Annotated in this window: 31 protein-coding genes; 16 read left to right on the top strand and 15 right to left on the bottom strand. The window is 71.9% G+C overall.

Annotation, left to right across the window (positions count from 1 at the left end; genetic code table 11):
* Positions 1–77: 77 nt before the first annotated feature.
* Positions 78–1,424: an ABC transporter substrate-binding protein gene (locus ABZU46_RS23095; protein WP_354860934.1), complete on the bottom strand. Its 1,347-nt coding sequence runs from the start codon at positions 1,422–1,424 to the stop codon at positions 78–80.
* 250 nt (positions 1,425–1,674) lie between these two features.
* Between ABZU46_RS23095 and ABZU46_RS23090 the strand changes: the two genes are divergently transcribed.
* Positions 1,675–2,448: a peptidoglycan DD-metalloendopeptidase family protein gene (locus ABZU46_RS23090; protein WP_354860932.1), complete on the top strand. Its 774-nt coding sequence runs from the start codon at positions 1,675–1,677 to the stop codon at positions 2,446–2,448.
* Positions 2,449–2,500: 52 nt separating this feature from the next.
* Here the strand turns inward: ABZU46_RS23090 and ABZU46_RS23085 are convergent, their stop codons facing one another.
* From ABZU46_RS23085 to ABZU46_RS23065, 5 genes are all read right to left on the bottom strand, one after another.
* Entirely contained in the window at positions 2,501–2,995 is a 495-nt protein-coding gene (locus tag ABZU46_RS23085; RefSeq protein ID WP_354860930.1) for a TspO/MBR family protein, read from the bottom strand.
* A gap of 152 nt (positions 2,996–3,147) precedes the next feature.
* Positions 3,148–3,291: a GPGG-motif small membrane protein gene (locus tag ABZU46_RS23080; protein WP_165947907.1), complete on the bottom strand. Its 144-nt coding sequence runs from the start codon at positions 3,289–3,291 to the stop codon at positions 3,148–3,150.
* Entirely contained in the window at positions 3,282–4,058 is a 777-nt protein-coding gene (locus ABZU46_RS23075; RefSeq protein WP_354860928.1) for a metallophosphoesterase, read from the bottom strand. The genes ABZU46_RS23080 and ABZU46_RS23075 overlap by 10 nt, the downstream gene beginning before the upstream one ends.
* A gap of 10 nt (positions 4,059–4,068) precedes the next feature.
* Positions 4,069–4,344 (bottom strand): hypothetical protein, encoded by a 276-nt coding sequence (locus tag ABZU46_RS23070; RefSeq protein ID WP_354860927.1) that lies wholly within the window; start codon positions 4,342–4,344, stop codon positions 4,069–4,071.
* The gene (locus ABZU46_RS23065; RefSeq protein WP_354860937.1) at positions 4,341–4,988 is read right to left on the bottom strand and encodes a nucleotidyltransferase; all 648 of its coding nucleotides are present in this window, start codon (positions 4,986–4,988) and stop codon (positions 4,341–4,343) included. Before ABZU46_RS23065 ends, ABZU46_RS23070 begins: the two co-directional genes overlap by 4 nt.
* Positions 4,989–5,038: 50 nt before the next feature.
* Between ABZU46_RS23065 and ABZU46_RS23060 the strand changes: the two genes are divergently transcribed.
* The gene (locus tag ABZU46_RS23060) at positions 5,039–5,887 is read left to right on the top strand and encodes a thymidylate kinase (RefSeq protein ID WP_354860926.1); all 849 of its coding nucleotides are present in this window, start codon (positions 5,039–5,041) and stop codon (positions 5,885–5,887) included.
* Here the strand turns inward: ABZU46_RS23060 and ABZU46_RS23055 are convergent.
* Positions 5,872–6,564, bottom strand: coding sequence for an SDR family NAD(P)-dependent oxidoreductase (locus ABZU46_RS23055; RefSeq protein WP_354860924.1), 693 nt, complete (start codon positions 6,562–6,564; stop codon positions 5,872–5,874). The genes ABZU46_RS23060 and ABZU46_RS23055 overlap by 16 nt on opposite strands.
* A gap of 104 nt (positions 6,565–6,668) precedes the next feature.
* Here ABZU46_RS23055 and ABZU46_RS23050 point away from each other — a divergent pair, with 104 nt between their 5' ends.
* The 4 genes from ABZU46_RS23050 to ABZU46_RS23035 all read left to right on the top strand — a co-directional run bounded on the left by ABZU46_RS23050 (position 6,669) and on the right by ABZU46_RS23035 (position 11,019).
* Positions 6,669–7,730, top strand: a complete 1,062-nt coding sequence (locus tag ABZU46_RS23050) for an NAD-dependent epimerase/dehydratase family protein (RefSeq protein ID WP_354860922.1) — start codon at positions 6,669–6,671, stop codon at positions 7,728–7,730.
* 31 nt (positions 7,731–7,761) lie between these two features.
* The gene (locus ABZU46_RS23045) at positions 7,762–8,676 is read left to right on the top strand and encodes a MurR/RpiR family transcriptional regulator (protein WP_354860921.1); all 915 of its coding nucleotides are present in this window, start codon (positions 7,762–7,764) and stop codon (positions 8,674–8,676) included.
* Entirely contained in the window at positions 8,673–9,629 is a 957-nt protein-coding gene (gene murQ / locus ABZU46_RS23040) for an N-acetylmuramic acid 6-phosphate etherase (RefSeq protein WP_354860920.1), read from the top strand. Before ABZU46_RS23045 ends, murQ begins: the two co-directional genes overlap by 4 nt.
* Before the next feature lie 400 nt (positions 9,630–10,029).
* Positions 10,030–11,019: a sigma-70 family RNA polymerase sigma factor gene (locus ABZU46_RS23035; RefSeq protein ID WP_354860919.1), complete on the top strand. Its 990-nt coding sequence runs from the start codon at positions 10,030–10,032 to the stop codon at positions 11,017–11,019.
* A gap of 72 nt (positions 11,020–11,091) precedes the next feature.
* Here the strand turns inward: ABZU46_RS23035 and ABZU46_RS23030 are convergent, their stop codons facing one another.
* Positions 11,092–12,024, bottom strand: coding sequence for an NlpC/P60 family protein (locus ABZU46_RS23030; RefSeq protein ID WP_354860935.1), 933 nt, complete (start codon positions 12,022–12,024; stop codon positions 11,092–11,094).
* A 583-nt stretch (positions 12,025–12,607) separates the two neighbouring features.
* Between ABZU46_RS23030 and ABZU46_RS23025 the strand changes: the two genes are divergently transcribed.
* A complete protein-coding gene (locus tag ABZU46_RS23025; protein WP_354860918.1) occupies positions 12,608–13,090 on the top strand; it encodes a DUF6232 family protein in 483 nt (160 codons plus the stop codon).
* A 21-nt stretch (positions 13,091–13,111) separates the two neighbouring features.
* Here ABZU46_RS23025 and ABZU46_RS23020 read toward each other — a convergent pair whose 3' ends face one another.
* Both ABZU46_RS23020 and ABZU46_RS23015 read right to left on the bottom strand, forming a co-directional pair.
* On the bottom strand, positions 13,112–13,438 hold the full coding sequence (locus ABZU46_RS23020; protein ID WP_234582096.1) for a DUF3817 domain-containing protein: 327 nt from the start codon (positions 13,436–13,438) through the stop codon (positions 13,112–13,114).
* Between the two features lie 26 nt (positions 13,439–13,464).
* On the bottom strand, positions 13,465–13,899 hold the full coding sequence (locus ABZU46_RS23015; protein WP_354860916.1) for a hypothetical protein: 435 nt from the start codon (positions 13,897–13,899) through the stop codon (positions 13,465–13,467).
* 130 nt (positions 13,900–14,029) lie between these two features.
* Between ABZU46_RS23015 and ABZU46_RS23010 the strand changes: the two genes are divergently transcribed.
* From ABZU46_RS23010 to ABZU46_RS23000, 3 genes are read left to right on the top strand one after another with little or no spacing between them, the layout of a single operon-like run.
* Complete coding sequence (locus ABZU46_RS23010; protein WP_354860915.1) at positions 14,030–14,368, top strand: DUF6158 family protein; 339 nt, start codon at positions 14,030–14,032, stop codon at positions 14,366–14,368.
* Positions 14,368–14,694 carry a hypothetical protein gene (locus ABZU46_RS23005; RefSeq protein WP_354860914.1) on the top strand — a complete coding sequence of 109 codons (327 nt, stop codon included), beginning with the start codon at positions 14,368–14,370 and terminating at the stop codon, positions 14,692–14,694. Before ABZU46_RS23010 ends, ABZU46_RS23005 begins: the two co-directional genes overlap by 1 nt.
* 50 nt (positions 14,695–14,744) lie before the next feature.
* Positions 14,745–15,284, top strand: a complete 540-nt coding sequence (locus ABZU46_RS23000) for a DUF1360 domain-containing protein (protein ID WP_354860912.1) — start codon at positions 14,745–14,747, stop codon at positions 15,282–15,284.
* Positions 15,285–15,341: 57 nt separating this feature from the next.
* Here ABZU46_RS23000 and ABZU46_RS22995 read toward each other — a convergent pair whose 3' ends face one another.
* The 3 genes from ABZU46_RS22995 to ABZU46_RS22985 form a co-directional block, all read right to left on the bottom strand.
* Entirely contained in the window at positions 15,342–15,536 is a 195-nt protein-coding gene (locus tag ABZU46_RS22995) for a hypothetical protein (RefSeq protein ID WP_354860911.1), read from the bottom strand.
* 23 nt (positions 15,537–15,559) lie between these two features.
* The gene (locus ABZU46_RS22990; protein ID WP_354860909.1) at positions 15,560–15,784 is read right to left on the bottom strand and encodes a hypothetical protein; all 225 of its coding nucleotides are present in this window, start codon (positions 15,782–15,784) and stop codon (positions 15,560–15,562) included.
* Between the two features lie 413 nt (positions 15,785–16,197).
* Positions 16,198–17,292, bottom strand: a complete 1,095-nt coding sequence (locus ABZU46_RS22985) for a 3-deoxy-7-phosphoheptulonate synthase (protein WP_354860908.1) — start codon at positions 17,290–17,292, stop codon at positions 16,198–16,200.
* 274 nt (positions 17,293–17,566) lie between these two features.
* Between ABZU46_RS22985 and ABZU46_RS22980 the strand changes: the two genes are divergently transcribed.
* A complete protein-coding gene (locus tag ABZU46_RS22980; RefSeq protein ID WP_354860907.1) occupies positions 17,567–17,782 on the top strand; it encodes a hypothetical protein in 216 nt (71 codons plus the stop codon).
* On the opposite strand, the gene ABZU46_RS22975 is transcribed toward ABZU46_RS22980, so the two are convergent.
* The gene (locus ABZU46_RS22975) at positions 17,752–18,492 is read right to left on the bottom strand and encodes a phosphodiesterase (RefSeq protein WP_354860905.1); all 741 of its coding nucleotides are present in this window, start codon (positions 18,490–18,492) and stop codon (positions 17,752–17,754) included. The genes ABZU46_RS22980 and ABZU46_RS22975 overlap by 31 nt on opposite strands.
* Before the next feature lie 101 nt (positions 18,493–18,593).
* Between ABZU46_RS22975 and ABZU46_RS22970 the strand changes: the two genes are divergently transcribed.
* From ABZU46_RS22970 to ABZU46_RS22955, 4 genes are all read left to right on the top strand, one after another.
* Entirely contained in the window at positions 18,594–19,886 is a 1,293-nt protein-coding gene (locus ABZU46_RS22970) for a pitrilysin family protein (RefSeq protein ID WP_354860903.1), read from the top strand.
* A complete protein-coding gene (locus ABZU46_RS22965) occupies positions 19,883–21,220 on the top strand; it encodes a pitrilysin family protein (protein WP_354860902.1) in 1,338 nt (445 codons plus the stop codon). The genes ABZU46_RS22970 and ABZU46_RS22965 overlap by 4 nt, the downstream gene beginning before the upstream one ends.
* A gap of 212 nt (positions 21,221–21,432) precedes the next feature.
* On the top strand, positions 21,433–22,458 hold the full coding sequence (locus ABZU46_RS22960; protein WP_354860901.1) for an aspartate-semialdehyde dehydrogenase: 1,026 nt from the start codon (positions 21,433–21,435) through the stop codon (positions 22,456–22,458).
* A gap of 135 nt (positions 22,459–22,593) precedes the next feature.
* Positions 22,594–23,034, top strand: a complete 441-nt coding sequence (locus ABZU46_RS22955; protein ID WP_354860899.1) for a PPOX class F420-dependent oxidoreductase — start codon at positions 22,594–22,596, stop codon at positions 23,032–23,034.
* A gap of 78 nt (positions 23,035–23,112) precedes the next feature.
* Here ABZU46_RS22955 and ABZU46_RS22950 read toward each other — a convergent pair whose 3' ends face one another.
* The gene (locus ABZU46_RS22950; protein ID WP_354860897.1) at positions 23,113–23,694 is read right to left on the bottom strand and encodes a nucleotidyltransferase family protein; all 582 of its coding nucleotides are present in this window, start codon (positions 23,692–23,694) and stop codon (positions 23,113–23,115) included.
* Between the two features lie 216 nt (positions 23,695–23,910).
* Here ABZU46_RS22950 and ABZU46_RS22945 point away from each other — a divergent pair, with 216 nt between their 5' ends.
* A complete protein-coding gene (locus ABZU46_RS22945; RefSeq protein ID WP_354860896.1) occupies positions 23,911–24,327 on the top strand; it encodes a CBS domain-containing protein in 417 nt (138 codons plus the stop codon).
* Positions 24,328–24,467: the final 140 nt, after the last annotated feature.

Here is a 24,467-nt window from a genome sequence, read left to right as displayed (position 1 = left end):
ACACTCCCCCCCCCCCCGCGGGTGCGGGGGGGGGCGGCGGCCCCCCCCCGCCCCGCGCCCGCCCCCCACCGCCGGGATCACTTGGGCCAGCTGCTCTCGATGCCCTGGAGCACCGGGGCGGTCGCCTTGCCGTTCAGCCAGTCGACCATGCCCTTCCAGAACGTTCCCGCGCCGACGGCGGCCGGCATCAGGTCGGATCCGTCGAAGCGGAAGACGCCGGTCTTGTCCTGCAGGATCTGGACGGAGAGCTTGTCGATCGGGCTGGCGACGTTGGCGATGTCCAGCTTGTTGTTCGCCGTGACCCAGTTGCCGAGCTTCGCGCGGCTGTTGACGTACTCGGCGGAGGCCAGGTAGGTCTGCACCGCCTGCACCTCGGGACGGTCGGCGTAGGCGACGACGAACTCGCCCGCGCCCAGCACCGGCTTGCCCTTGGCCGCGTCGATGGCCGGGAAGTAGAAGGCGAACGCGTCGCCGTCCTCGGCCACCTTGGTGCCCTCGGGGAACTGGTTGGCGTAGAAGGACGCCTGTCGGTGCATCGCGCACTTGCCGGTGGTCACCGGCAGGCCCGCCTCCTGGAAGGCGGTGGTGGTGATGCTCTTGACGCCGCCGAAGCCGCCGTTCATGTACTTCTCGTTCTTGAGGATCGTGCCGGCGCGGTCCACCGCGTCGACGACCCGCGGGTCGTTGAACGGGATCGCGTGGGTGGTCCACTGGTCGTAGACCTCGGCGCCCGCCGTACGCAGGAGGACGTCCTCGATCCAGTCGGTGGCCGGCCAGCCGGTGGCGTCACCGGACTCGACGCCCGCGCACCACGGCTTCATGCCACTGGCGGCGATCTTGTCGCTCAGGGCGATGAGCTGCTCCCAGGTGGTCGGGACCTCCCAGCCCTTCTCCTTGAACGTCTTCGGCGAGTACCACACGAAGGACTTGACGTTCGCGCCGAGCGGCACGCCGTAGAGCGTTCCGTTGACGGTGCCGTACTTCAGCCAGTCGGCCGGCATGTTCTGCTCGGCCAGGGCCTTGGTGTCGGCGCCGAGGGACTTCAGCTTGCCGGCGTCCGCGAACCGCTTCACGAGGCCCGGCTGGGGCACGAAGGCGATGTCGGGCGCGTTGCCGCCGTCGACCCGCACGGGGAGCTGGGCCTCGAACTCGCCGCTGCCCTCGTACGCGATCTCGATGCCGGTGCAGTCGGTGAACTGCGACCACGACCGCTCGAGCAGGTCCGCCTCGGCGTCACGGATGGACGCGTAGATGGAGACCTTCTTGCCGTCGTGGCCCTGGTACTTCTCGTATGGGGCGCACTCCGCGGAGCCCGCCTTGTCGCTCTTCTTGTCGTCACCGGTACCGCAAGCGGTGGCGCTGAGCGCCAGCCCGAGCACACCGGCGATCACGAAGGCCTGGCGTGGTCTGGTAAAGACCGCCATGCCGTCCTCCTTCCTAGCCGGCGTGGTCTCCGCTGGTGACCCTCGCCGGTCCGATTGGGCGTGCACACATGTAAGCGCTTGCATCCGGTCTGGTCCACCCCCTGTCAGACACGAGCGAGTAACAATCCCGAAACCTCGTGTCCGGCGGCTGGGCGCGCTCCCAGCCGCGGATCCCGACTCTTTCGAACAGTGGCGATATCTGTCAGGCTGAGGCCACTTCATCGAAGGTTTTGAACATAGGAGGAGCTGGATGCGTAAGCGGTGGATCAGCCTGCTGGTGACGGGCCTGCTCGTCGGGGGAGTCCTCGCACCGGCGAGCCCGGCGCTGGCCGCGCCGACCTTCAAGGTGCCGTTCCCGTGCGGCCAGTCCTGGTCAGGGCAGACCCGGTCGGACCACAGCCCGGCGTACGCGGTCGACTTCAACCGCACCGACGACCTCGGCGACCCGGTGGTGGCCAGCGCCCCCGGCACTGTCGACCGGGTCACCGACCTCGGCGGCACCAGTTACGGCAAGTACGTGCGGATCGACCACGGTGGCGGCTACACGACCTACTACGCCCACCTCAACGGCTTCAACGTCTCGGTGGGGCAGACCGTCGGCTACGGCAAGGTGCTCGGCTGGGTGGGCAGCACCGGCGGGTCCACCGGCCCCCACCTGCACTACGAACAGCGCCTCAACGGCAACGACATCCAGGTCAGGTTCAACGGCACGCTCGGCCTGTACTGGGGTAGCAAGACCTACACCAGCGACAACGGGTGCAGCTCGGGCACCGGCAACGCCACGGTCGACACCAGCGGCACGCCGCTGACCGTCCGCTCCGGCCCGGGCACGGGGTACGCCTCGGTGGGCACCGTCGCCGACGGCACCCGGGTGACCATCGCCTGCCAGACCAGCGGCACCACGGTCACCGGCACGTACGGCACCAGCTCGATCTGGGATCGCATCGGCAGCGGCCGCTTCATCGCCGACGCGTACGTCTACACCGGTTACGACGGCTACATCCCGAACGTGCCCCGCTGCTGACGGGGCCTGAGTCCTCCGGCGGGACCGCTTCCCGCCGGAGGGCCGGCGCCGGTCAGGTGTTCAGTCGCCAGATCGACAGGTTGAGCGCGGCGGCGAACGTGACCCACGCCCAGTACGGCAGCAGCAGCGCGGTCGCGACCCGGGACACCCGGGCGAAGAGCGCCACGGTGAGGCCGATCGCCAGCCACATCACCACGATCTCGGCGAACGCCAGCCCGTACCGCCCCGCGCCGAAGAACAGTGGCGTCCAGATGGCGTTCAGGACGAGTTGGGCGGTCCACGCCCAGAGCGCGGGGGAGAAGCCGACCCGACGCCACACCAGCCAGCCGGCCAGGGCGATCAGCGCGTAGAGCACGGTCCAGACCGGGCCGAAGAGCCAGGAGGGCGGCGCCCAGCCCGGCTGGCGCAGGCTCGCGTACTCGTCGGTGGTGCCCTGCACGCCCAGCCCGCCGATCGCGGCCGCGACGAAGACCGCCGCCGCGAAGCCGGCGAGCGCCCAGCGCGACCGTCGGCCGGAGGCGGGCCGTGCCTCGCGAGATGTCTCCATGGTCGAGATATTGCCGCTGAACGTCGGGTGAAACCCACAAAAAAGCGCCGGGGCCGCTGCGGCCGGGGCTTCTGTCGGGAGGACGAAAGCTCCGGTCGCGGCGACCCCGACGGGTCCCGGTGTTGTGATGAGTTGTCAGAAGGTGCGAACGGTCAATTGAAGATGCTGACACCACCCGGGCCGACCAACAGCCCGACGACGATGAGGACGACGCCCCACAGGATCTGCCGGCGGAACAGCGCGAGGATGCCGGCGACCACGAGTACGACTGCGAGAATCCAGAGAATCAGCTCCATGACCTCTGACTACCCGACCCTCCGATCGGGGAAACCTGGTCGGTGTCGAGTTGATCCCCGACATGGAAGACGCTGTACGCCTGCTTGATCACCGGGTGCGCCACGTTGCGGACGCGTACCCCTCCCGGGGTGGTGCCGCGCTCGGTGCCGGCGTGCGCGTGCCCGTGCAGGGCCAGCGCCGTGGGCGCCGAGTCGATCGCCTGCCCGAGCTGGTACGACCCCAGGAACGGGTAGATCTCCAGCGGCTCGCCGGCCAACGTGTCCGGAACTGGCGAGTAGTGGGTCAGCGCGACCAGCATGTCGCAGTCCAGCGAGCGCAGGGCCTTACCGAGGCGGTCCGCGCTCTCGTTGGTGGTCCGGACGAACGCCTTCATCTCCGGCTCGCCGAAGTCGCTCGCGCACCGGCCGGCGAAACCCCCGCCGAAGCCCTTGACGCCGGCGATGCCGAGCCGGCCGCCCGCGCAGTCCAGCACCACGCCGTCGCCCTCCAGCACGGTGATGCCCGCGTCCTCGAGCACCTTCACGACCTGCGGCACCTGGTCACACTGGTGGTCATGGTTGCCCAGCACGGTCACCACCGGCACGGCCAACCCGCCGAACTCCTGCGCCACGCAGCGCGCCTCAGCCTCGGTGCCGTGCCGGGTCAGGTCGCCGGCCAGCAGCAGCACGTCGGAGCACTCCGGCAGCTCCTCAAGCGCCGGGCGGAACCGGCCGACCACGTCCTCGTCCAGATGCACGTCGCCCACGGCGGCGATCCGGATCACCATGAAACCTCCCTCAGGGCAGTTGCTCGATCTCCGTGGGCGCCTGGGCGCGGATCACACCGATGTCGCTGGTGATCGGCACGTCGGGGAAGCGCTCCGACACCCGGCGCAGGATCTCCTCCCGCCGGTGCGGGCTCTCCACCTCGCCGTAGAGCACGAGGGCGCGTTCCCGCCGGACCACGGTGATCCCCTGTTCGGCGACTGCGGGATCCTCGGAGAGCAGCCGGTGGATCTCCGCCTCGACGTACTCGTCCGGCGGCCCCGCGCCACTGTCGCGATCGTGCGTCACGGTGTCTCCTCTCCTGGTTGGGTGCCGGTGTCCGGCACCACCTCCAGCCGATCCAGCAGCACCAGGAACGCCTCGGCGTACGGCGAGTGCTGCGTCTCCTTGCGTACCCGTTCCCAGTCGATCTGCTCCCGCAGCGACCGGGCCAGTGGCAGGCCGCGGGCGAAGTCGCAGTAGTGCTGGGAGAAGCTCAGCAGCTTGTGCACCATCAGCTGGGTGGCGGAGAGGACCGGCATGTGGATGGCGTCCACCGGCCGCACGACCGTGTCGGCGAACGTCTCCTCGGTCACCGGCGTCTCGATCGGCCGGTGGATCAGATCCACCATCCGCCCGTCGTCGAAGACCTTGACCAGCCAGTCCTCCGGCGGCCGCTCGGCGCGGAAGCCCGCGGCCACGAGCGCCTCCAGGGACCGCTCGACGTCGGCCTCGCGGATCAGGAAGTCGACGTCGTGGTCGCTTGAGTGGCCGCCGTGGGCGTAGACGGCGAAGCTGCCGCCCAGGGCGAACGGGATCTCGGACTGCTTGAGCACGGCGGCGACCTTCTTGAGGGTGTGCACCAGACTCTCGTCTCCGCGCTCAGCCATCTGGATCTCCCGTCGGTCGTGTTGGTGGACAGGCGGTTGGATTCGAACTCCCGTACCCGGCATTCCGGTCGCCCACACCTGGTGTCGTCGCGGTCGGGTGCCAACGGTGACAAATGGCAACAAACGTCACGGGGCGCAAGCACGGGTCGGATAACCTGTCGAGGGTGGCCAGATCATCGGGGACGCGACGCGGCCGAGCCCGATTGCGCACCGTCGCACTGATCGGCATCGACGGCTCGGGCAAGACCACGCAGGCACACCGGCTGGCCGACGCGCTGACCGCCGCCGGCCGCCCCGCGACGTACCGCCGCAACGCCAGCGGGCGTCGCTGGCTCGGCCGGCTCGCGCACCGGCTCGGCCTGCCGGACGCGCAACGGCTCGTCGGGCGCGACGGCGTCCTGGCGGTGGAGTCCGTGCTTCGCTGGCTCGCCATCGCCGCGGCCCTGCTCAGCTGCCTGCTCACCGGCCGGACGGCGGTGATGGACCGCTACTCGGCCTGCCAGTACGCCAGCATCCGCGCGCACGGCGGGCACCGCTGGGAGCGTCTGGCCCGGGCCGGCTACCGCCTGTTCCCGACGCCCCAGGTGACCTTCCTGCTCGCCGTGGACCCGGCCGTGGCATACCAGCGCATCGAGGAGCGCGGCACCGACCACGAGTCGATGGGCTGGCTCACCGCGGCGGACACCGCCTACCGGACCCTGCCCGAGTACCCGAGCTTCGTCCTCGTCGACGCGGGCCGCTCGGCCGAGGAGGTGACCGAGCAGATCCAGGCGCACCTGTCGACCTGGCTGCGGTCGGACGTCCGCCCCGACCCCACCCGGCCGTCGGCGGAGGGGTCAGCGCCCCCCGAGGTGCCGCAGCCGGCGCCCCCGCCCGCCCCGACACCCCCGCCCGCCGCGTCGGCGCAGGAGCGGGCCGGGCGCGGCGACATAACGTCCCTGCTCGTTCAGGCGCGTCCGTAGACCGGAACGCTGGCCCCGGTGGTCGGCGCGGAGTCCGTCGAGGCCAGGAAGCGGATCACCGGCGCGATCTCGGCCGGCGTGACCCAGCGGGAGTGGTCGGCGTCGGGCTGCGCGGCCCGGTTCGCCGGGGTGTCGATGACGCTGGGCAGCACGGTGTTGCAGCGCACGTTGCGGGAGCGGTATTCGACCGCGACCGCGTTGGCGAAGGCCAGCACCGCCGCCTTGGCCGTGACGTAGCCGGCCGCGCCGGCGAACGGGGTGAGGGCCGCCCGGGCCGACACGCACACCACCGCGCCGCCGCCGGCCGCGACCAGGTGCGGCAGCGCGGCCTGGGTGACCAGGTACGTGGGTCGCAGGTTGACGGTGAGCATCCGCTCGAACTCCTCGACCGGTGTCTCGTGCACCAGGCCGCCGCTCGCGTACCCGCCGACGAGGTTGACCACCGCCCGCAGCGGCGCCGCGGGGTCGCCGACGGCGGCCTCGACGACGCGGGCCGCGCCCGCCGGGTCGGTCAGGTCCGCGATGACCCGGACCAGCCCGTCCGCCGCCGGCTCCGACCCGGGCCGGGCTGCCCGCTGCGGTACGACCACCCGCCAGCCCGCGTCGACGAACGAGGCGACGACCGCCCCGCCGAGCCCACCCGTGCCTCCGGTCACCACCACGCTGCGCTCCGCCATGCGCCACACGCTAGCGTCCACCGCGCCCACCCATCGGGCGACCGGCGCTCTGCCGACAGCAGAGTGGTTGGCATGATCGGCCACCGGCGGCGCAGGATCGGCGGATGCGGATCCTGATTCTCGGTGGCACGCGGTTCTTCGGCCGGGCGGTGGCCCGGCTCGCCGTCGCGCAGGGCCACGACGTGACCTGCGCGGCCCGGGGCGTGTCCGGTGTCGTGCCGACCGGTGCGCGGTTCGTGCCGGTCGACCGCGACGACCCCGCGGCGCTGGTGTCGCTCGCCGGCGACGGCTTCGACGCGGTGGTGGACGTGACCCGCCAGGTCAGCCACGCCCGGCACGCGCTCGCCGCGCTGGCCGACCACGTCGGTCACTGGTCGTTCGTGTCCACGATCTCGGTGTACGCCGACAACACCGCCCCGGGTCAGACCGCGGCGCACGCCCCGCTGCTGTCGCCTGCCCCGCCGGACGTGGACGCTCCGGTCGGCCCGGACCACCGCTGGTACGGCGAGTGCAAGGTCAGCATCGAGCGGCTGGTTCGCGAACTGATGGGTGCGCAGCGGTCGTTCATCTGCCGGGCGGGGCTGATCGTCGGCGCCGAGGACCCGAGCGACCGCTTCCCGTACTGGGTGCGACGACTGGCGAACGGCGGGGAGGTTCTCGCGCCCGGACGGCCAACCGACCGGGTGCAGTTCGTGGACGTCGCCGACCTGGCCGGCTGGCTGCTGCACGCCGCCGACGCCCGCCTCGCCGGCACGTACGACGGCACCGGCCCGGCGATGTCCCGCGCCGACCTGCTGACCGGCGTGGCGGCCGGTCTGGGTGTCGCCGACCCGCACCTCACCTGGGTCGATCAGGACTTCCTGCTGGCGCGCGACGTCCGCGAATGGTCGGGGGAGCGGGCGTTGCCGCTCTGGGTGCGACTGCCGGAGGGGGCTGGCCTGATGGACCGGGATGCCCGGCCGGCGCTGGACGCGGGTCTGACGATCCGTCCGTTGTCCGACACCGTTCGGGCGACCGTGTCCTGGATGACAGCGCGGCCCGACGCCGTACGGCAGGGTGGACTCGACCCGGCGGATGAGGCGGCGATCCTGGGAGAGGTGGCAGGCTGTGCGGAACGCGTGATCCGGGTCGTCGACACTTTTCCCACCACATACGGTCATGGTTGACGCTCACGCCTCGTGAAAGTAAGTTTCATCCGTGGCGAAGAGTCCGAAGATTTCTGCGAGTCACGAGCCTGGTGGGCTGATCGTCCACATCAGCGGGCTGTTGCCGTCGCTGTCGCCCGCCGAGCAGCGGGTCGCCCGGCTGGTCGTGTCCGACCCGGCCGCCGCCGCCCGGCGGACCATCACCGACCTCGCCACCGCAGCGGAGACGTCGGAGGCAACAGTCATCCGGTTCTGCCGATCGGTCGGCATGGACGGCTATCCACAGCTGCGCATCCGGCTGGCCGCCGAGGCCGCCCGCCGCATCGAGCCGCCGGACGCCCGCGTCGTCGGCGGTGACATCCCGCCCGGCGCCGACCTCGCCCAGATCATCGCCACCATCGCGTTCAACGACGCCCGAGCCGTCGAGGAGACCGCCGAGCAGCTCGACCCGGCCGTCTGCGAGCAGGTGGTCGAGGCGATCGCGAGCGCGGGCCGGATCGACATCTACGGCGCCGGCGCCAGCGGATTCGTCGCCTCCGACTTCCAGCAGAAGCTGCACCGCATCGGCCGGATCGCCTTCTACTTCCCGGACGTGCACACCGCGTTGACCTCGGCCGCCCTGCTCGGCCGCGGTGACGTCGCGATCGGCATCTCGCACACCGGCACCACCTCCGACGTCATCGAGGTGCTGGAGCAGGCCCGGACGCGGGGCGCGGCCACCGTGGCGCTGACCAACTTCCCGCGCTCGCCGATCACCGAGGTCGCCGACTTCGTGCTGACGACCGCGGCCCGCGAGACCACCTACCGCTCCGGAGCGACGGCCAGCCGGCTCGCCCAGCTCACCGTCGTCGACTGCCTCTTCGTCGGGGTGGCCGCCCGCAACCGGTCCCGGGCCCGCAAGGCCCTGGAGGCGACCGCCGAGGCGGTCCAGTCGCACCGGGTGGGTGCCAGTCGGAGACGGGCATGACGCCCGGTTCGGTGGAGCCGGACGAGGACATGTCAGCACCGCCCGCCCGCCCGAGCGTCCGGGTGGGCGCACCCACCGAACGACGCAACCCCCTCAGCGCGGACCTCGACCTGATGTCGACCCGGGACGTGCTCACCGTGATCAACGAAGCCGACCGGCGGGTGCCGGCGGCGGTCGCCGCGGTGCTCGACGAGATCGCCACCACCGTCGACCTGGCGGTGGCGGCGTTGCGCGGCGGGCACCGGGTGCACTACTTCGGGGCCGGCACCTCCGGCCGGCTGGGCGTGCTCGACGCGGCCGAGTTGGCTCCCACCTTCAACTCGCCCCGGCACTGGTTCTGTGCCCACCTGGCCGGCGGCCCGGACGCCATGTGGCGGGCCGTGGAGGACGCCGAGGACGACGACCGGAACGGGGCGGACGAGGCCGCCGGATGTGTGCGCGCCGGTGACCTGGTGGTCGGTCTGGCGGCCAGCGGACGCACCCCGTACGTCCTCGGGGCGCTCGCCGCGTCCCGCGCCGCAGGCGCCTCGACGGTGCTGCTGTGCGCCAATCCGGAGGCGGAGGCCGCCCGGTCGGTCGACGTGTTCATCGGGGTGGACACCGGACCCGAGGTGGTCACCGGGTCGACCCGGATGAAGGCGGGCACCGCGCAGAAACTGGTGCTGAACACGTTCTCGACCGCCGTCATGGTGCGCCTGGGTCGGGTCTACTCGAACCTCATGATCGATATGGTGGCCACCAACGCGAAGCTCCGGGGACGAATGATCTCGATCCTGGTGGAGGCGACCGGCTGCTCGGAGGAGGTCTCCCGACGCGCCCTCAGCGCGGCCGACGGCGACCTGAAGACGGCGCTGGTCTCGCTGGTCTCCGGAGCCGAGGTGGCCGCCGCCCGAGCCGCCCTGGCGCGCTCCGCCGACCAGGTTCGCGGGGCTCTCGCCCTGCTCGCCTCCTAGCCCGCACCGCCCGGGAAGCGAACGGGGCTCCGGATTGTTCACCGGGGCCGGGGGTAATAACACCCCCGTGGATGAACCGACCGCCCCATCGCTGCGTATCTGGCAGTGACCAGGATCGCAGCACGGAGGTGACCCGGGTCGCTGTGCCGGCGCGGGCGGCGGTGTTGCCATGGTGCGGGCGATCAGCGATTCGTCGACCCGCCAACCCGTCCGAGGTGCCCAGCGGCGCGCCACCCGACGGGTGCTGACAGCAAACATGGACCGTGCTCTCAGCAACTACTCAGGCATTCGTGACACTTTCGACTCACGACATGGAATCCCCGACACGTCTCATCTGTTGTGTAGGTGTCAGCGACGGCGGGCACAGCAGAAGTTACCAGGGGCTGACCGGACGTGGGGAATGGCAAGGAACCGGGCAACCGGCGCGAGCGAGGGGACCGTGGGCAACGTGGACAAGAAAATCGGCATGCGCACCGACGAGGTTGCCGAGGAGCGCGACCTGGTCGGCGTCTACCTGCACGAGATCTCCCGGACGCCACTGCTGGACGCCGCCAAGGAGGTCGATCTCTCCAAGGCGATCGAGGCTGGCCTCTACGCGGAGCACCTGCTCGGCGAAGACGCAGTTCCCGACGGTGTCGACCGGGCCGACCTGGAGCGGCTGGTCGTCGAGGGTGAGCGCGCGAAGGACCTCTTCATCCGCGCCAACCTGCGACTGGTCGTGTCGATCGCGCGTCGTTACGTGCGCTCGGGCATGCCCATGCTGGATCTGATTCAGGAGGGCAACACCGGCCTCGTCCGGGCGGTCGAGAAGTTCGACTACGAGCGTGGCTACAAGTTCTCCACCTACGCCACCTGGTGGATCCGCCAGGCCATCAGCCGGGCGATCGCTCAGCAGGAGCGCACCGTCCGTCTGCCGGTGCACCTGGTGGAGGACGTCAACCGGATGCGCAACGTCATCCGGCAGCTCACCCGTGAACTGGGCAGCGACCCCGAGCCGGAGCAGATCGCCGCATCGCTCGGTGTCACCGTCGAGCGGGTCAACGAGTTGCGCCGCTGGTCGCAGGACACCGTCTCGCTGGACACCCCGGTGGGCGACGACGGCGACACGAACCTCGGCGACCTGGTCGCCGACAGCGACGCGCCGTCGCCGGAGGACATCGTCCTCAGCGGCCTGGAGCGGCAGCGCATCGAGGGGCTGCTCAACCACCTCGACGACCGGTCCGCCGGCATCATGCGGGCCCGCTACGGGCTGGAGGACGGCCGCGAGCACTCGCTGACCGAGGTCGCGTCCCGTTTCTCGCTGTCCCGCGAGCGGATCCGGCAGCTGGAGATCCAGGCCCTCGGCCGGCTCCGCGAGCTGGCCCGGGCGGAGGGGCTGCAGGCAGCCTGACCTGGTAGTAATGACGGCGAACGGCCGGCGTCCGATAGGGGGACGCCGGCCGTTCGCCGTATCGGGTCGGGGCTAGCGGACCCGGCCGTAGCCGTGGATGGACATCATGTTCATGCCGCGCTTGAGCACGTTGCGACCGGCGCTCGGCGCGTCGATGACCTGACCGTCGCCCACGTAGAGAGCGACGTGCCCGAGCCCGCTGTAGAAGATCAGGTCTCCCGGGCGCAGGTCACCCCGACCGATGTGGGCGACCGCTCCCCACTGCATCCGTGCGTTGTGCGGCAGCGACCTGCCGGCCGCCCGCCAGGCCGCGAGGGTCAGTCCGGAACAGTCGTAGCCGTTCGGCCCTTCACCGGCCCAGACGTACGGCTTGCCGACCGCCCCGAAGGCGTAGCGCACCGCAGCGCCGGCGTCCCCGGCCACGGCGGGCACGTTTGTGGCCTCGGCCTCCGCCGCCTTGGGCGCGGGTCGCTCGGTGGCGGCCCCGTACGCCTGCCGGCGCAGCTCGTACAGGTCGGCCAGGTCACTCTCGATGCGCTTCTTGCCCGCCGCCAGCTCGCGGGCCTGCGCGGCCTGCCGGGTCAGCGTGGCGTCCAGGCGTGTCTTCTCGTCGAGCAGCCGCCGCTGGTTCGCGGTGAAGCCGGAGATGCGCTCCTGGCGCTGGCGGGTCAGCTGATCGAGGGTGCCGAGCCGGTCGAGCAGAGCGACGGAGCCGCCGGGACGCAGCAGCGCGTCCATCGTCTGCAGGCCACCGCTCTTGTACGCGGTGTTGGCGAGTGCCGCGACGTCGGCCCGGCTCTGCTCGGCCTGCTGTTCCAGGGGGCCGATGCGGGCCTGTAATCGGGCCACCGCGGTCTTGTTGACCTTGATGTCCTCGGTGAGCTTGTTGTAGGACTCCACGATCCGTTCCAACTCTGCCGAGGACGTCTCGATCCGGTGGGTCAGGTCGGCGGGGGACGGCTCGGCGTGGGCCACCGCCGTCGGGGCGATCAGTGCGGCCGACATGCCGGCCAGGACCGCGGTGCGCAGCAGGGTTCTCAGGGATGACAAGAGCGAAGGGCTCCTCTCCCACGGCCGCCGACGGGGCTGCTGACGCCCTCGGCGACACCGGCCGGGGCCATCCGGGTGGACGGCACTGGGCCGGACCGGCTCGCCCAACCTAACCCGGGACGGTTGTGCCGCGCAGTTGAAGCAGGGGCGAAAGTTGGCGAAGTGGCGCGAAGTGCCGCTGCTGTCGGATGACACCAGCGGGGCTGCTGACGCGGGAGGGGGACCGCCCGCGAGCCCTTTTTCGCATCCGCTGACCGATATCTGACATTCGTCGTTCCGGGCGTATGCCGTCGGATGGCCTCCGCCAATATCCGACAAAACCTGAAATGTATGCTGTTTCGCGGCGATGTCCCCCGGTCGGGTGAGCAGGTCGGAATCGTAAATGCCCAGGTGGAGTGGCGGTGCCCCAACACAATGGAGCCGCAGCCGGGAATCCCGTCCCCGGGCAGCGATGCCCGGCCACGGACCGAACCCGGCAGACCGCCCCACGGGAGGAACCGTGAATCGTGAAGGCGCAAAGACGCGACCGCAACGAACGGTGCCCGGAGCCAGGTCCACGCTGCTGTACGCGCGACCCGGCATCATCGTCACCGTCGACCGGTTCACCGTCGGCCGCACCAGCTATCGCATCGTCGACCTGACCCACCTGCGCACCACCCGAGGCCCGCACGACCGGATCGCCGTCCGGGCGGTGGTGATCACCGCATCCATGATCGGCGTGGTCGGCCTGCTCCTCGGCTTCAGCGGCGGCCTGCAACGGTTGACCGCCGAGGCGTACCTCATCCTCGGGGCGGTGCTCCTGCTGCCGGCGGCACTCGCCCTGGTCGGCGACCGCTGGCGCCCACCGCCGTACGAGCTGTGGGGCTGGCACCGGGGCGCGGAGGTGCTGCTGTTCAGCGCCGACAACGAGCGGCAGTTCGGTCAGGTCACCCGGGCGCTGCTGCGCGCCCGGGAGGTCAACCGGTACGGCGGCTGGGTCGACCCCCTCGCCTCGGCGGACCCGTGGCGGCCCAGCCGCTGACCAGACCCGCCGCCGGGCCGGTCAGCTGGCGACCGGCTCCGGCGTACGGGTGGCGGGCCGGTCCAGCCAGGCGGTGACGCGACGCTCGGCGTAGAACGAGACGAACGGCACGGTGCCGGCGAGCATCACCAGGAGCATCCGCTTCAGCGGCCAGTCCGCCCGCCGGCTCAGGTCGAACGCGGCCACCAGGTAGATCATGTAGAGGAAGCCGTGCGCCGGGCCGACCGTCTCCACCACGACCGGGTTGTCGAACGCGTACTTCAGTGGCATGCCGACAACGACAAGCAGGATCAGCACCACGCCCACGATCCAGGCGATCACGCGGTACCGGGTAAGGGCTGCGCCCACCTTCGTCCGTCCTTCCGAGCCCCGGCTCAGCCGGGATAGTCACCGGGCCGGGCGCCCGGATTGGCGTTCAACCATGACAGGTAGTCGTTGTAGGCGGCCAGGGCCGCGTCGTCGCCGGGCGTCGCGTTGACCGGCACCCGGGCCACCCGCACCGGTCGGCGTACCGCCGGTCGGGAGCCGATGGTCGCGGCCGGCGGCGGCTCGGCGGCCGGTGCGTCGGCGGGGTCCGCCGGTGGCTGCGCGGCTGCCTCCGCGTTGTGGCGTGCCAGCCGCACCTCGCGCCACCAGACGTACACCACGAAGCCGGCGAAGATCGGCCACTCGACCGCGTACCCCCAGCTGAGGTTGTTGCCGGCCGTGGCCCGGCTGATCTGCCACCAGCCCAGCCCGAGGAAGCCCACGACCAGCACGACCATGGCCACGTGACGCGCGATCCACGCCGGGGTCCAGAGCCACCTCATGGCGTCGAGGGTACCGGGAACGGCGGCGCTCTCCGACACGGTGTCGTAGCTGCCACGCGGGCGGGATGGTTTGGCGTTCCCCGGTGTGGGCATCCGTCTAGACGCCAGCCCAAACGAGACCAGGGGGGCGATGATGACCGGATCGGTACGCGAGGACGGCTTTGGGTCCAGCGGCAGCACGGAGATGAGCCCTGAACAGCGGGTGCCCGAGTGGGGCGGCGACCACCTCGCCGACTCCGGTGGCGCCGACCTTGACGGCGACGCGCTGGGCGTCGACCCGACGGAGCTGACCGACGACGATCTGATCCGCGAGATGCACAGCCTGCACCGGACCCGGCTGGACACCCTCCGGCACGCGGCCGACTCCGCGCTCGCCAACCACCTGCGGCGCACGGCGGACCTGGAGACCGAGTACCTCGCCCGTCACCCGGGCCGGGAGGTCGACCCGAGCCGCCTGCGGGACGTCTGATGCCGGCGCGAGCCGTGCGGGGCATGTCCGCGCCACCCGAGGTGGTCTTCAACACGGCCACCGACCCGGCTCGGGCCTCGGCCTGGTTGCCGGCGCCGCTGCGCAACGACGGGAGCCCTCCCGCCGAGATCAGGGGCGAGGAGCTGCGGGCCCGCTGGAGCGACGCCGACTGGGCCGCCGAGATCCGGGTGGACCCGGCTGACTCCGGCGGCGCCCGGATCCAGCTCGACCTGACCGACGGCTCGGGCGCCGACCCGGACCAGTTGGCCGACGAGGCGCTGACCAACCTCGCCCGCGAGGTCGCCGACAACCTCCAGGCCGGCTGACACCGTCACCGACGGCCGCTTTCGCACCATGACGACATGTGAGGAGAACGGTGAGCGACACTGGCCTGCGACAGAAGGCGGCGCGGCTGCGCCGGGCGTACGCGCCGCACGAGCACCGGCCGCTCGGCGGCTACCTGGTGGCGATGGGCACCTACGCCGGGGTGACCGGGGCGCTGGCCGGCCTGGTCAAGGTGACCGGCCGCCCGGTGCCCGAACGCCCCGCCCCCGCCGACGTCGTGTTGCTCTCCATCGCCACGCACAAGCTCAGCCGGCTGCTGTCCAAGGACGCGATCACCAGCCCGCTGCGGGCGCCGTTCACCCGCTATGACCGGCCGATCGGCAGCGGTGAGGTGATGGAGCAGGTCCGCGACTCGGGCAGCTCCACCCGGCACGCCATCGGCGAGCTGCTGAGCTGCCCGTTCTGCCTGGCGGTCTGGGTGGCCACGGGGCTGACCGGGGGCCTGGTGCTCGCCCCCCGCCTCACGCGTCTGGTGGCCACCGCGCTGACGGCGGTGGCCGCGTCCGACTTCCTCCAGATGGCGTACGCCACGGCGCAGCAGGCCGCCGAGGGTGGGCACGACGACGACTGACCCGACGACGAACGCGACGTGGGGGCCCGCATCAGCCGGCCCCCACTCTCGTACGCGTCAGCGCTGCATGCCGGACCAGCCGTGCGGCGATTCCGGCTCCCGTTCGTCCTCGTCGTCCCCGGTGATGATGTCCCGGTCCACCGCGGTGCGGTCGTGTTCGTTGGCGAAGTCCGGCTCGGGCGTGGTGTCCCTGCCCTTCGGTGGTTGGCCCAACGCCGGCACCTTCTCGTCGTGGTCCTCGTGGTGCGTCATGTCGGTGTCCCTTCTGGGGTCGCTCAGGCGACGGTGCCGCCCAGCAGGTCACTGGCCTCGTCCACCGCGTACTCGCCCTCGGGGAGCGCGTCGATCCGGGCGAGCAGATCCGGCGGTAGCTCGGCGGCCACCGCCCGGCGGTAGATATCCCCCTGGGTGACCCGCTCCTGACCTCGGAAGATGTCATCGAGCAGGTCATCGAGGGCGTGGGTGTCCGGCTCGTCGGCAACGGGTGCGTCGTCGGTCACGCCGATCAGCTACCCGGGGCGGAATCGGTCAAACGTCGCGCCGGTGGGCCCACCTGCCGAGAGGGTGACCCACGAGGCTTCCTTTGCTCTGCTTCAACCTACGCAACGGTTTTGGGCGCTGGCTGTTGCGTCCGTGGAAGCAGAGCAAAGGCGCGTTGGGAGCATGCTCTGCGTCGGTGGCGCGACGGTGCTCTTGTACAGACAGCGCCGCCCCCGAGCCTTGTGGGCCGGGGGCGGCGCCGGTGTCGGTGTGCAGGTCGCCTCTCGGCGAGTGGCGCGACGCGGCTCCAGCCGAACGGTATTCCGCGAGGGCTATTTAGGTGAGGCCCGGGGACACTGAGCACACCGACACCTCAGTTAACCAGGCCCCACCGTCCCGTGTTCCGCGCACCGCAGTGCCGGCCGTCACACCCTCACGCCCGGGTTGGCAGCGTGGCCCGACGGGCCCGTACGGCGGTGGCCAGGTGGTCGAGCACCTCGGCGGTGTCGTCCCAGCCGAGGCAGGCGTCGGTGACCGAGCGGCCGTACACCAGCTCGCGGGTCGGGTCGAGATCCTGCCGGCCGGGCAGCAGGAACGACTCCAGCATCACACCGGTGATCCCGCGCTGGCCGGCGGCCATCTGCGCCGCCACGTCCGCGGCGACCAGCGGCTGGTTGCGGTGGTCCTTGCCGCTGTTGGCGTGGCTGGCGTCGATGACCAGGCGCTCCGGCAACCCGGCCGCCCGGAGCAGGTCGAGCGCGCCCGCCACCGACTCCGCGTCGTAGTTGGGCCGACCGCCACCACCGCGCAGCACCAGGTGCCCGTCGGTGTTGCCGCGGGTGTGCATGATCGCCGGGGTGCCGGAGAAGTCGATGCCCGGGAAGACGTGCGGCACCCCGGCGGCGCGGATCGCGTCCACGGCGGTGCCGATGCTGCCGTCGGGGCGGTTCTTCATGCCGATCGGCATCGACAGGCCGGAGGCGAGCTGCCGGTGCACCTGGCTCTCCACCGTGCGGGCGCCGATCGCACCCCACACCACCGTGTCCGCGATGTACTGCGGGGTGATCGGGTCGAGGAATTCGCAGCCCACCGGAAGGCCGAGACGCAGGACGTCGAGCAGCAGCGCCCGGGCCCGGCGCAGGCCGGTGTTGACGTCGCCGCTGCCGTCCAGCCCAGGGTCGTTGATCAGGCCCTTCCACCCCACGGTGGACCGCGGCTTCTCGAAGTAGACCCGCATGACGATCAGCAGGTCGTCGGCGAGCCGGTCGGCGGCGGCGCGCAGACGCTCGGCGTAGTCGAGGGCGGCGGCCGGGTCGTGCACCGAGCACGGGCCGACCACCACCAGCAGGCGGTCGTCCTCGCGGTCCAGCACGCGGCCCACCGCGCGTCGGCCGTTCAACACGGCGGCGGCGAGCGAGGCGTCCAGGGGCAACTCGTGGTGCAGCAGGGCGGGTGTGGTCAGCGGCACGACACGGTCGATCCGCTGATCGCTGACCCGATCGGTCTCCGGGGTCGTCACGGTGGGCATCCTTTCGCCGACCGTGCCCGGGGCCGGTGCCCGGGACGAGCCGGCTGCTCGTACGCAAAAGGGCAGGAACGACAGCTCCTGCCCAGCCGGCTCGGTCCGTGGTGACGTCAGTTCATGGTGAAGTCACCGGCGTGGGAGCCGGCTGCCTAAACCATCGATAGGAACGCGTCACGGGAGCCAGCCTACCCGACCGGGCGGGGGTGCCCGTGGCATCGTCCCAAGATGCGGGGTGAACATCGCGTGCCGAGTCCGGGCGGGGGGTAACAGGGGTCCCATGACTGACGAGCAGAGCGAGCAGGAGCGGGCGGAGTCCCGCGCGCACCACCTCCTTCCCGAGGAGGAGGCGGTGGGCAGCGACGACCCGCAGGCGCAGGCGGAGGCGATCCTCGCCGAGTCGGACATCCGCGAGGAGGACCAGAACGTGGCCCCGGACACGGTGCTGGAACGTCGTACCTCGGATCAGACGGTGGCCGTCGAACCGCCGGACTGAGCCCGCGCGCCGCGCGCCCGGCGTGACCCCCGGTAGGTCTGCTCGCGCAGCCAGGCGAGTGGGCCGGCCGCCCGCAGTTCGGGTGGCAGGTTGCGCACCGGGTCGAACGCGAGTGCGCCGTCCTCCCCGGCGTCGAGCGGGGCGCCGATGCTGACCTGGCCGACCGGCCGCCACGGCCCGACGGCGGACGCGACCGCGAGCACCACGCGCGGCGCGTCCGTCCGGGCCGCGGCAGCGACGGCGGCCAGAGTGCGGCCGAGGTCGACCGAGTCCGGGTCGGCCAACGCGGCCAACCAGAGACGACGCCGGCCCAGGCGGTAACACGTGATCGTGCTGTACGTCCCGGTGAAGCCGCGGCGGGGCAGCGGCAGGTTCCGCAGCACCGGAGCGGCGCCGCTGGAGCTGACCAGCAGGTCGAACGGGCGGCCGGTGGGGGAGTGCACACGCACCGCCAGGCCCAGCACGTCCGGCCAACCGCCGGGTGTGGGCGTACCCCTGGAGAGCCGGACCGTGGCCGCGTACCGGCCGGGGTCGTCCAGCAGGGCGACCCCGGTGGGTGGTCCGGGCGTACCCCAGATCGTCACCTCGCCGGTGAACGACCGGCCGGCCGGATGCAGCAGCCGGCCGAGCGCGGCGGTGGCGCGTTCGACCGCCCTGGCGGCCGGTCCGACGGTGCGGCGCGCGGGCGGAACGGGGGTCGGTGGGGTCATTGCTCTGCGGTACCCCGACCGGCAGAGTCGATGCCGGTCGGCCGGCTCGCCGACCGGCGGCACGTCACCTTTCCGCCCGCGAGATCGGATAGCGTCGTGCCATGCCCGACAGTGGTTACCCCTGGCCCATCGAGACGTCCCGACTGGACAACGGCCTGCGCGTGGTGGTGAGCGAGGATCGCACCGCACCCGCGGTGGCCGTCAATCTCTGGTACGACGTCGGATCCCGGCACGAGCCGGCCGGGCAGACCGGTTTCGCCCACCTCTTCGAACACCTGATGTTCGAGGGCTCGGTGAACGTGGCGAAGACCGAGCACATGAAGCTGATCCAGGGCTCCGGTGGCTCGCTCAACGCCACCACCAACCCGGACCGGACGAACTACTTCGAGACGGTCCCGGCCGAGCACCTGGAGTTGGCGCTCTGGCTGGAGGCCGACCGGATGGGTGGGCTGGTCCCGGCGCTCACCCAGGAGACGCTGGACAACCAGCGCGACGTGGTGAAGAACGAGCGCCGGCAGCGCTACGAGAACGTCCCGTACGGGGATGCCTGGCTGCGCCTGCTGCCGCTGCTCTACCCGCCGGGGCACCCGTACCACCACTCGACGATCGGCTCGATGGCCGACCTGAACGCCGCCGACCTCGCCACCTTCCAGGCGTTCCACGAGATGTACTACGTGCCGAACAACGCGGTGCTCACAGTCGTCGGCGACGCCCAGGCCACCGAGGTGTTCGCGCTGGCCGAGAAGTACTTCGGCGCGTTGCCTGCCCGCGACGACATCCCGCCCGCGCCGGACGGTCGCAGCGTCCCGGCGACCGGGAAGCCCGCCGTGGAGACGGTGATCGCCGACGTGCCGGCGCCCCGCGTCTACATCGCCCACCGTGGTCACCCGTTCGGCAGCCCCGGCTACGACGTGCTCACCGTGCTCGCCACAGTGCTCGGCAGCGGCCGGGGCAGCCGGCTCTACCAGCGGCTCGCCGACGGCGAGCGGATCGCACAACCCGATCTGGTCGGCGCGTACGGGGTGGACCTCGCGCACGCCCCGGCGCCGCTGATCGCCACCGCCACCGCCCGCCCCGGCGTGAGCGCCGAGCGGTTGGCCGAAGGGCTGGCCGAGGTCGTCGACGAGCTGGCCACCGTGCCGGTCACCGCCGCCGAGCTGGACCGGGCGAAGGCGTTGCTGAGCACCGCGTGGTGGCGGCAGATGTCGACGGTGGACGGCCGCGCGGACACGCTCGGGCGGTACACCACCCAGTTCGGTGACCCGGCCCGGGCCGCCGACCGGCTGCCCGCCTGGCTCGCGGTGACCGCCGAGCAGATCGCCGAGACCGCCGCCGAGGTGCTCGGCGCCGCCGACCGGGTGACCCTGACCTACCTGCCCGAGGAGACCGCATGACGCTGATCGCCGACCGTCCCGGCCCGGGTGCCGCTCGCCCGTACCGGTTCCCGCCGGTGGTCCGCCGCGCGGCGGGCGGCGGCCAGGTGGTCGCCGCGCACCTGCCCGGGCAGAACCTCGCCGTCGCGTTGCTGCTGCTCGACGCCGGCGCCGGCCGGGAGCTGACCGGCAAGGAAGGGCTGGGCGGCGTGCTCGCCAAGGCCCTTGAGGAGGGCACCGCGCAGCGGGACGCCACGGCGTACGCGCTGGCCATCGAGGCGCTCGGCACCGAGCTGGTGACCGGGCTGGACTGGGACTCGTTCCAGATCAGCGTGCAGGTCCCGGTGGATCGGCTGACCGCCGCGGTGCAACTCCTCGCCGAGGCCGTCCGGACGCCCCGGCTGGACCCGGCCGACGTCCGGCGCGTGCGCGACGACGAGGCCACCGCGCTGCGGATGGACTGGGCCAACCCCGGCCCGCGCGCCGACGCCGCGCTGCGCGCCGACCTGTTCGGCGCCGACACCCGCTGGGGACGACCGATGTACGGCGATCCGGACTCGGTGGCCGGCCTGGACGTGGAGGACATCACCGTCTTCCACTCCGAGTGGTTCCTGCGGCCCGGCACCCTGATCGTCGCCGGTGACCTGGACCGGATCGACCTGGACGCGTTGGCCGGGGCGGCGTTCGCCGGCACCGGGGGCGGTCCGGCCGAGCGGGGCGGCCCGATCGAGGTCCCGCTGCACACCGGCCGCCGGATCATCCTGGTGGACCGGCCCGGCTCGGTGCAGTCCACGCTGCGGCTGGGCCACCCGTCGCCGCACCGGGCGCACCCCGACCACGTGCCGATGACCCTCGCGGGCACGGTGCTCGGTGGGGCGTTCACCTCCCGGCTCAACCACCTGATCCGCGAGGTGCGCGGCTACACGTACGGCATCCGGGGCGAGTTCGCCTCGTCCCGCCGGTTCGGGCGGTTCGCGGTCAGCTCGGGCGTGCAGACCGCCGTCACCGCGCCGGCCCTGGTCGAGGCGGTGGGCGAGATCACCCGTACGCAGGCGGGAGGCGTGACCGAGGACGAGCTGGCGGTGGCCCGTTCCTGGCGGGCCGGGCAGCTGTCGGTCGAGTTGCAGAGCCCCCGGGCGATCGCTTCCGCGCTGACCACGCTTGTGGTGCACGACCTGCCGGACGACTACCACGCCCGGCTGCGCGAGGAACTGCTCAACGCCGACGTGGACCAGGTCTCCGCGGCAGCGGCCACCCACCTGCACCCGGAAGCGCTGACCCTGGTCATCGAAGGCGACGCCGCCGTGATCCGCAACGACCTCGAGTCCGCCGCCCTAGGAGACCTCCTCCCCTAACCCCCTCCCGCCTCCCGCCCCCGCCCTCAGCCCTCAGCCCTCAGCCCGTTGATCATGAAGTTGTTGTCACTCGGCACGGCGTGTCGCGGCAATAACTTCATGATCGACAGGGGGTGAGGTGGGGGAGGTGGTGGTGGGGGTGGGTGTGAGGCGGGACCCGGGGGGTGGGAAAGGGGTCCCGGTTTCGGGGGTGGGGTGGGTAGCCTCCGGGCATGAGGATCGGCATTGTGGGGGCCACCGGCCAGGTCGGTGGCGTGATGCGGCAGGTGCTGGCGGAGCGGGAGTTCCCGGCGGAGCAGGTGCGGTTGTTCGCCTCGGCGCGGTCCGCCGGGCGGACGCTGCCGTGGCGCGACGGCGAGGTGACCGTCGAGGACGCCGCGACCGCGGACTACTCCGGGCTGGACATCGTGCTCTTTTCCGCCGGTAAGGGCACCGCCCGAGAGTTGGCTCCCCGGGTGGCCGAGGCCGGCGCCGTGGTGATCGACAACTCGTCGGCGTTCCGGATGGACCCGCTGGTGCCGCTGGTGGTCGCCGAGGTCAACCCGCACGCCGCCGCCGACCGCCCGAAGGGCATCATCGCCAACCCCAACTGCACCACGATGGCCGCGATGCCGGTGCTGCGCCCGCTGCACGCCGAGGCTGGTCTGGTCGGCCTGGTCGTCTCGACGTACCAGGCGGTCTCCGGCGCCGGCCTGGCTGGCGTCGCCGAGCTGGACGAGCAGGTCCGCAAGGTCGCCGAGCACGCCGCCGGGCTCGCCTTCGACGGGTCGGCCGTGGAGTTCCCCGCGCCGCGCTCGTTCGCCGAGCCGATCGCCTTCAACGTGCTGCCGCTGGCCGGCTCGATCGTCGACGACGGCTCGTTCGAGACCGACGAGGAGCAGAAGCTCCGCAACGAGAGCCGCAAGATCCTGGAAATCCCCGACCTCAAGGTCTCCGGCACCTGTGTCCGGGTTCCGGTCTTCACCGGCCACTCGCTCCAGATCAACGCCCGCTTCGCCCGCCCGATCACCCCGCAGCGGGCCCACGAACTGCTCGCCGACGCGCCCGGGGTCGCGCTGACCGCCGTGCCGACGCCGCTGCAGGCCGCCGGGCAGGACCCGACCTACGTGGGCCGCATCCGCGCCGACGAGACCGTCGAGTACGGGCTGGCGCTGTTCTGCTCCAACGACAACCTGCGCAAGGGCGCTGCCCTCAACGCCGTACAGCTCGCCGAGCTGGTGGCCGCCGAGCGACGCTGACCGTTGCGATCACTGCGGGCTCCCGCCGGTCTCGGTGGGGGCCCGCAGTCCGTGGCGGGCGGCGGTGCATCGGGGGCGGGAGCACGCCGGTCATGTTTGGATGGACGTAGCCGACCGCGCCACCTGGAGGAAGCCGTGCCGGAGGACCCCACCCAGCAGGCGTTGACCGACCTGATCGCCGGCCGCTCGATGGGCGTGCTGGCCACCCTCAAACGCGACGGGCGACCCCAGCTGTCCACAGTGGTCTACTCGTTCGACCGCGCGGCCGGCCTGATCCGGGTGTCCGTCACGGACGGCCGAGCCAAGACCGCCAACCTTCGTCGGGACCCGCGGGCCAGCTTCCACGTCGGCAGCGAGGACGGGTGGGCGTACGCGGTGGTCGAGGGGCGGGCCGAGCTGACCGCTCCGGCGGCCGACGTCGACGACGCCACGGTCGAGGAGCTGGTGGGGCTCTACCGGTCGCTTCGCGGCGAGCACCCGGACTGGGCCGACTATCGCAACACCATGGTCGCCGACCGGCGGCTGGTGCTGCGCCTGCACGTGGAGCGGATCTACGGAATGCCGCCCCGCGCCTGAGAGGCTCGGAAACCACGTCCGTGCCTGCGGGGCCGCGGACTGCGACTGACGCCTGCCCCCTGGGCGACGACTTCCGGCTCAGCCGGGCTCGATCACTGTCACGCCGGGCCAGCGATGCGCGGGCCGGTGGCGAGCCAGTCGCTGCCGGGACAGCGTGACGCCCACCCGGGCGGGGTTGTGCCGCCACACCCCGCCCAGCAGATCCGCCAGGCCGTACGGGGCGCAGACCTCCAGCCCACCGGTCGGGCGCAGCCGCACCGCCACGGCGGTCGCGTACTCCGGCCAGGTGGCCACCGCCTCGGCGACGCTGCGGTACGGGTCGATCGGATCGCCGCCGAACTTCGACGCGTACCAGGTGTGCACCGCCGCCTGGTTGCGTGCCTCCCACGGCGGCGCCGGCCAGGCCGCGGCGAGTCTGGCGGTGGCCCGGTGGTCGTCGTCGCGGGACAGTCTCATCGGGTCGAAGAAGACCACGTCCACGTCGCGGACCGTCGCCGGGTCGAACCCGTCGCCGTACCGCTCGCTCCAAACGAGGTCGCGGAGGGCGCCCGCGCCGATCCAGGCGTCCGGCAGGCCGGAGTCGCGGACCACGGTCAGAGCCCGGGTCAGCCAGGCGTTGCCGGCGACGAGATCCCTCAGCTCCCGCTCGCCCGTCAGCACCCCACCCACGCTAGGCGGTGCTGCCCTCGGCCAGTTGGTGGGGTCTGTACCACTATCTCGCCCGGCGTCACGACCTTGTCGATTAGGCGGTGTCGCGGAACGGCCGCGGGCCGCGGTCGCGACAGCTGCCTGCCCCGGACAGCGGCCCGGCCGTCGGCGTTACCCCCTCCCGTGCGGCGGGTAGACGGGCCGTGCCGACACCGAGAGGGGAGCACCATGACAACGGTCGGAGAGTTCATGACGACCCGGTTGGTGACGATGGACGGCAACGAGACGCTCATCGCCGCCGCGCAGGAGATGCGCGACAGCGCGATTGGTGACGTGGTGGTGACCGATGGCAACGGTGTCGTCGGTATCGTCACGGACCGGGACATCACGGTCCGTGGTGTCGCGGAGAACATGGACCCGGGCTCGACCCGGCTGAACCAGATCACCACCCGCAATGTGATCACCGTGAGCCAGTACGACGACGCGGTGGCCGCCGCGGACCTGATGCGCACCTATGCCGTACGCCGGCTGCCGGTGATGGACGACGGGCGCCTGGTGGGTCTCGTCTCGATGGGTGACCTCGCGGTCGAGCGCGAACCGCAGTCGGTGCTGGCCGACATCAGCGCCGACGATCCGAACAACTGACGACCCGCCGCCAACGCGCCGGCCCTCCCCTGCCGGGGGAGGGCCGGCGCCGCCGTGCCCCACCCCCCTCGGGGGGGGGGGGGGGGTGTGGTGTGATGACCCCGACACGCGTGTGTGAACTAACTTCTATGGCTTCACTT

This window comes from Micromonospora sp. NPDC005197, assembly GCF_040608295.1.
GTDB lineage: Bacteria > Actinomycetota > Actinomycetes > Mycobacteriales > Micromonosporaceae > Micromonospora.
This window is presented reverse-complemented; position numbering and strand designations above follow the sequence as displayed.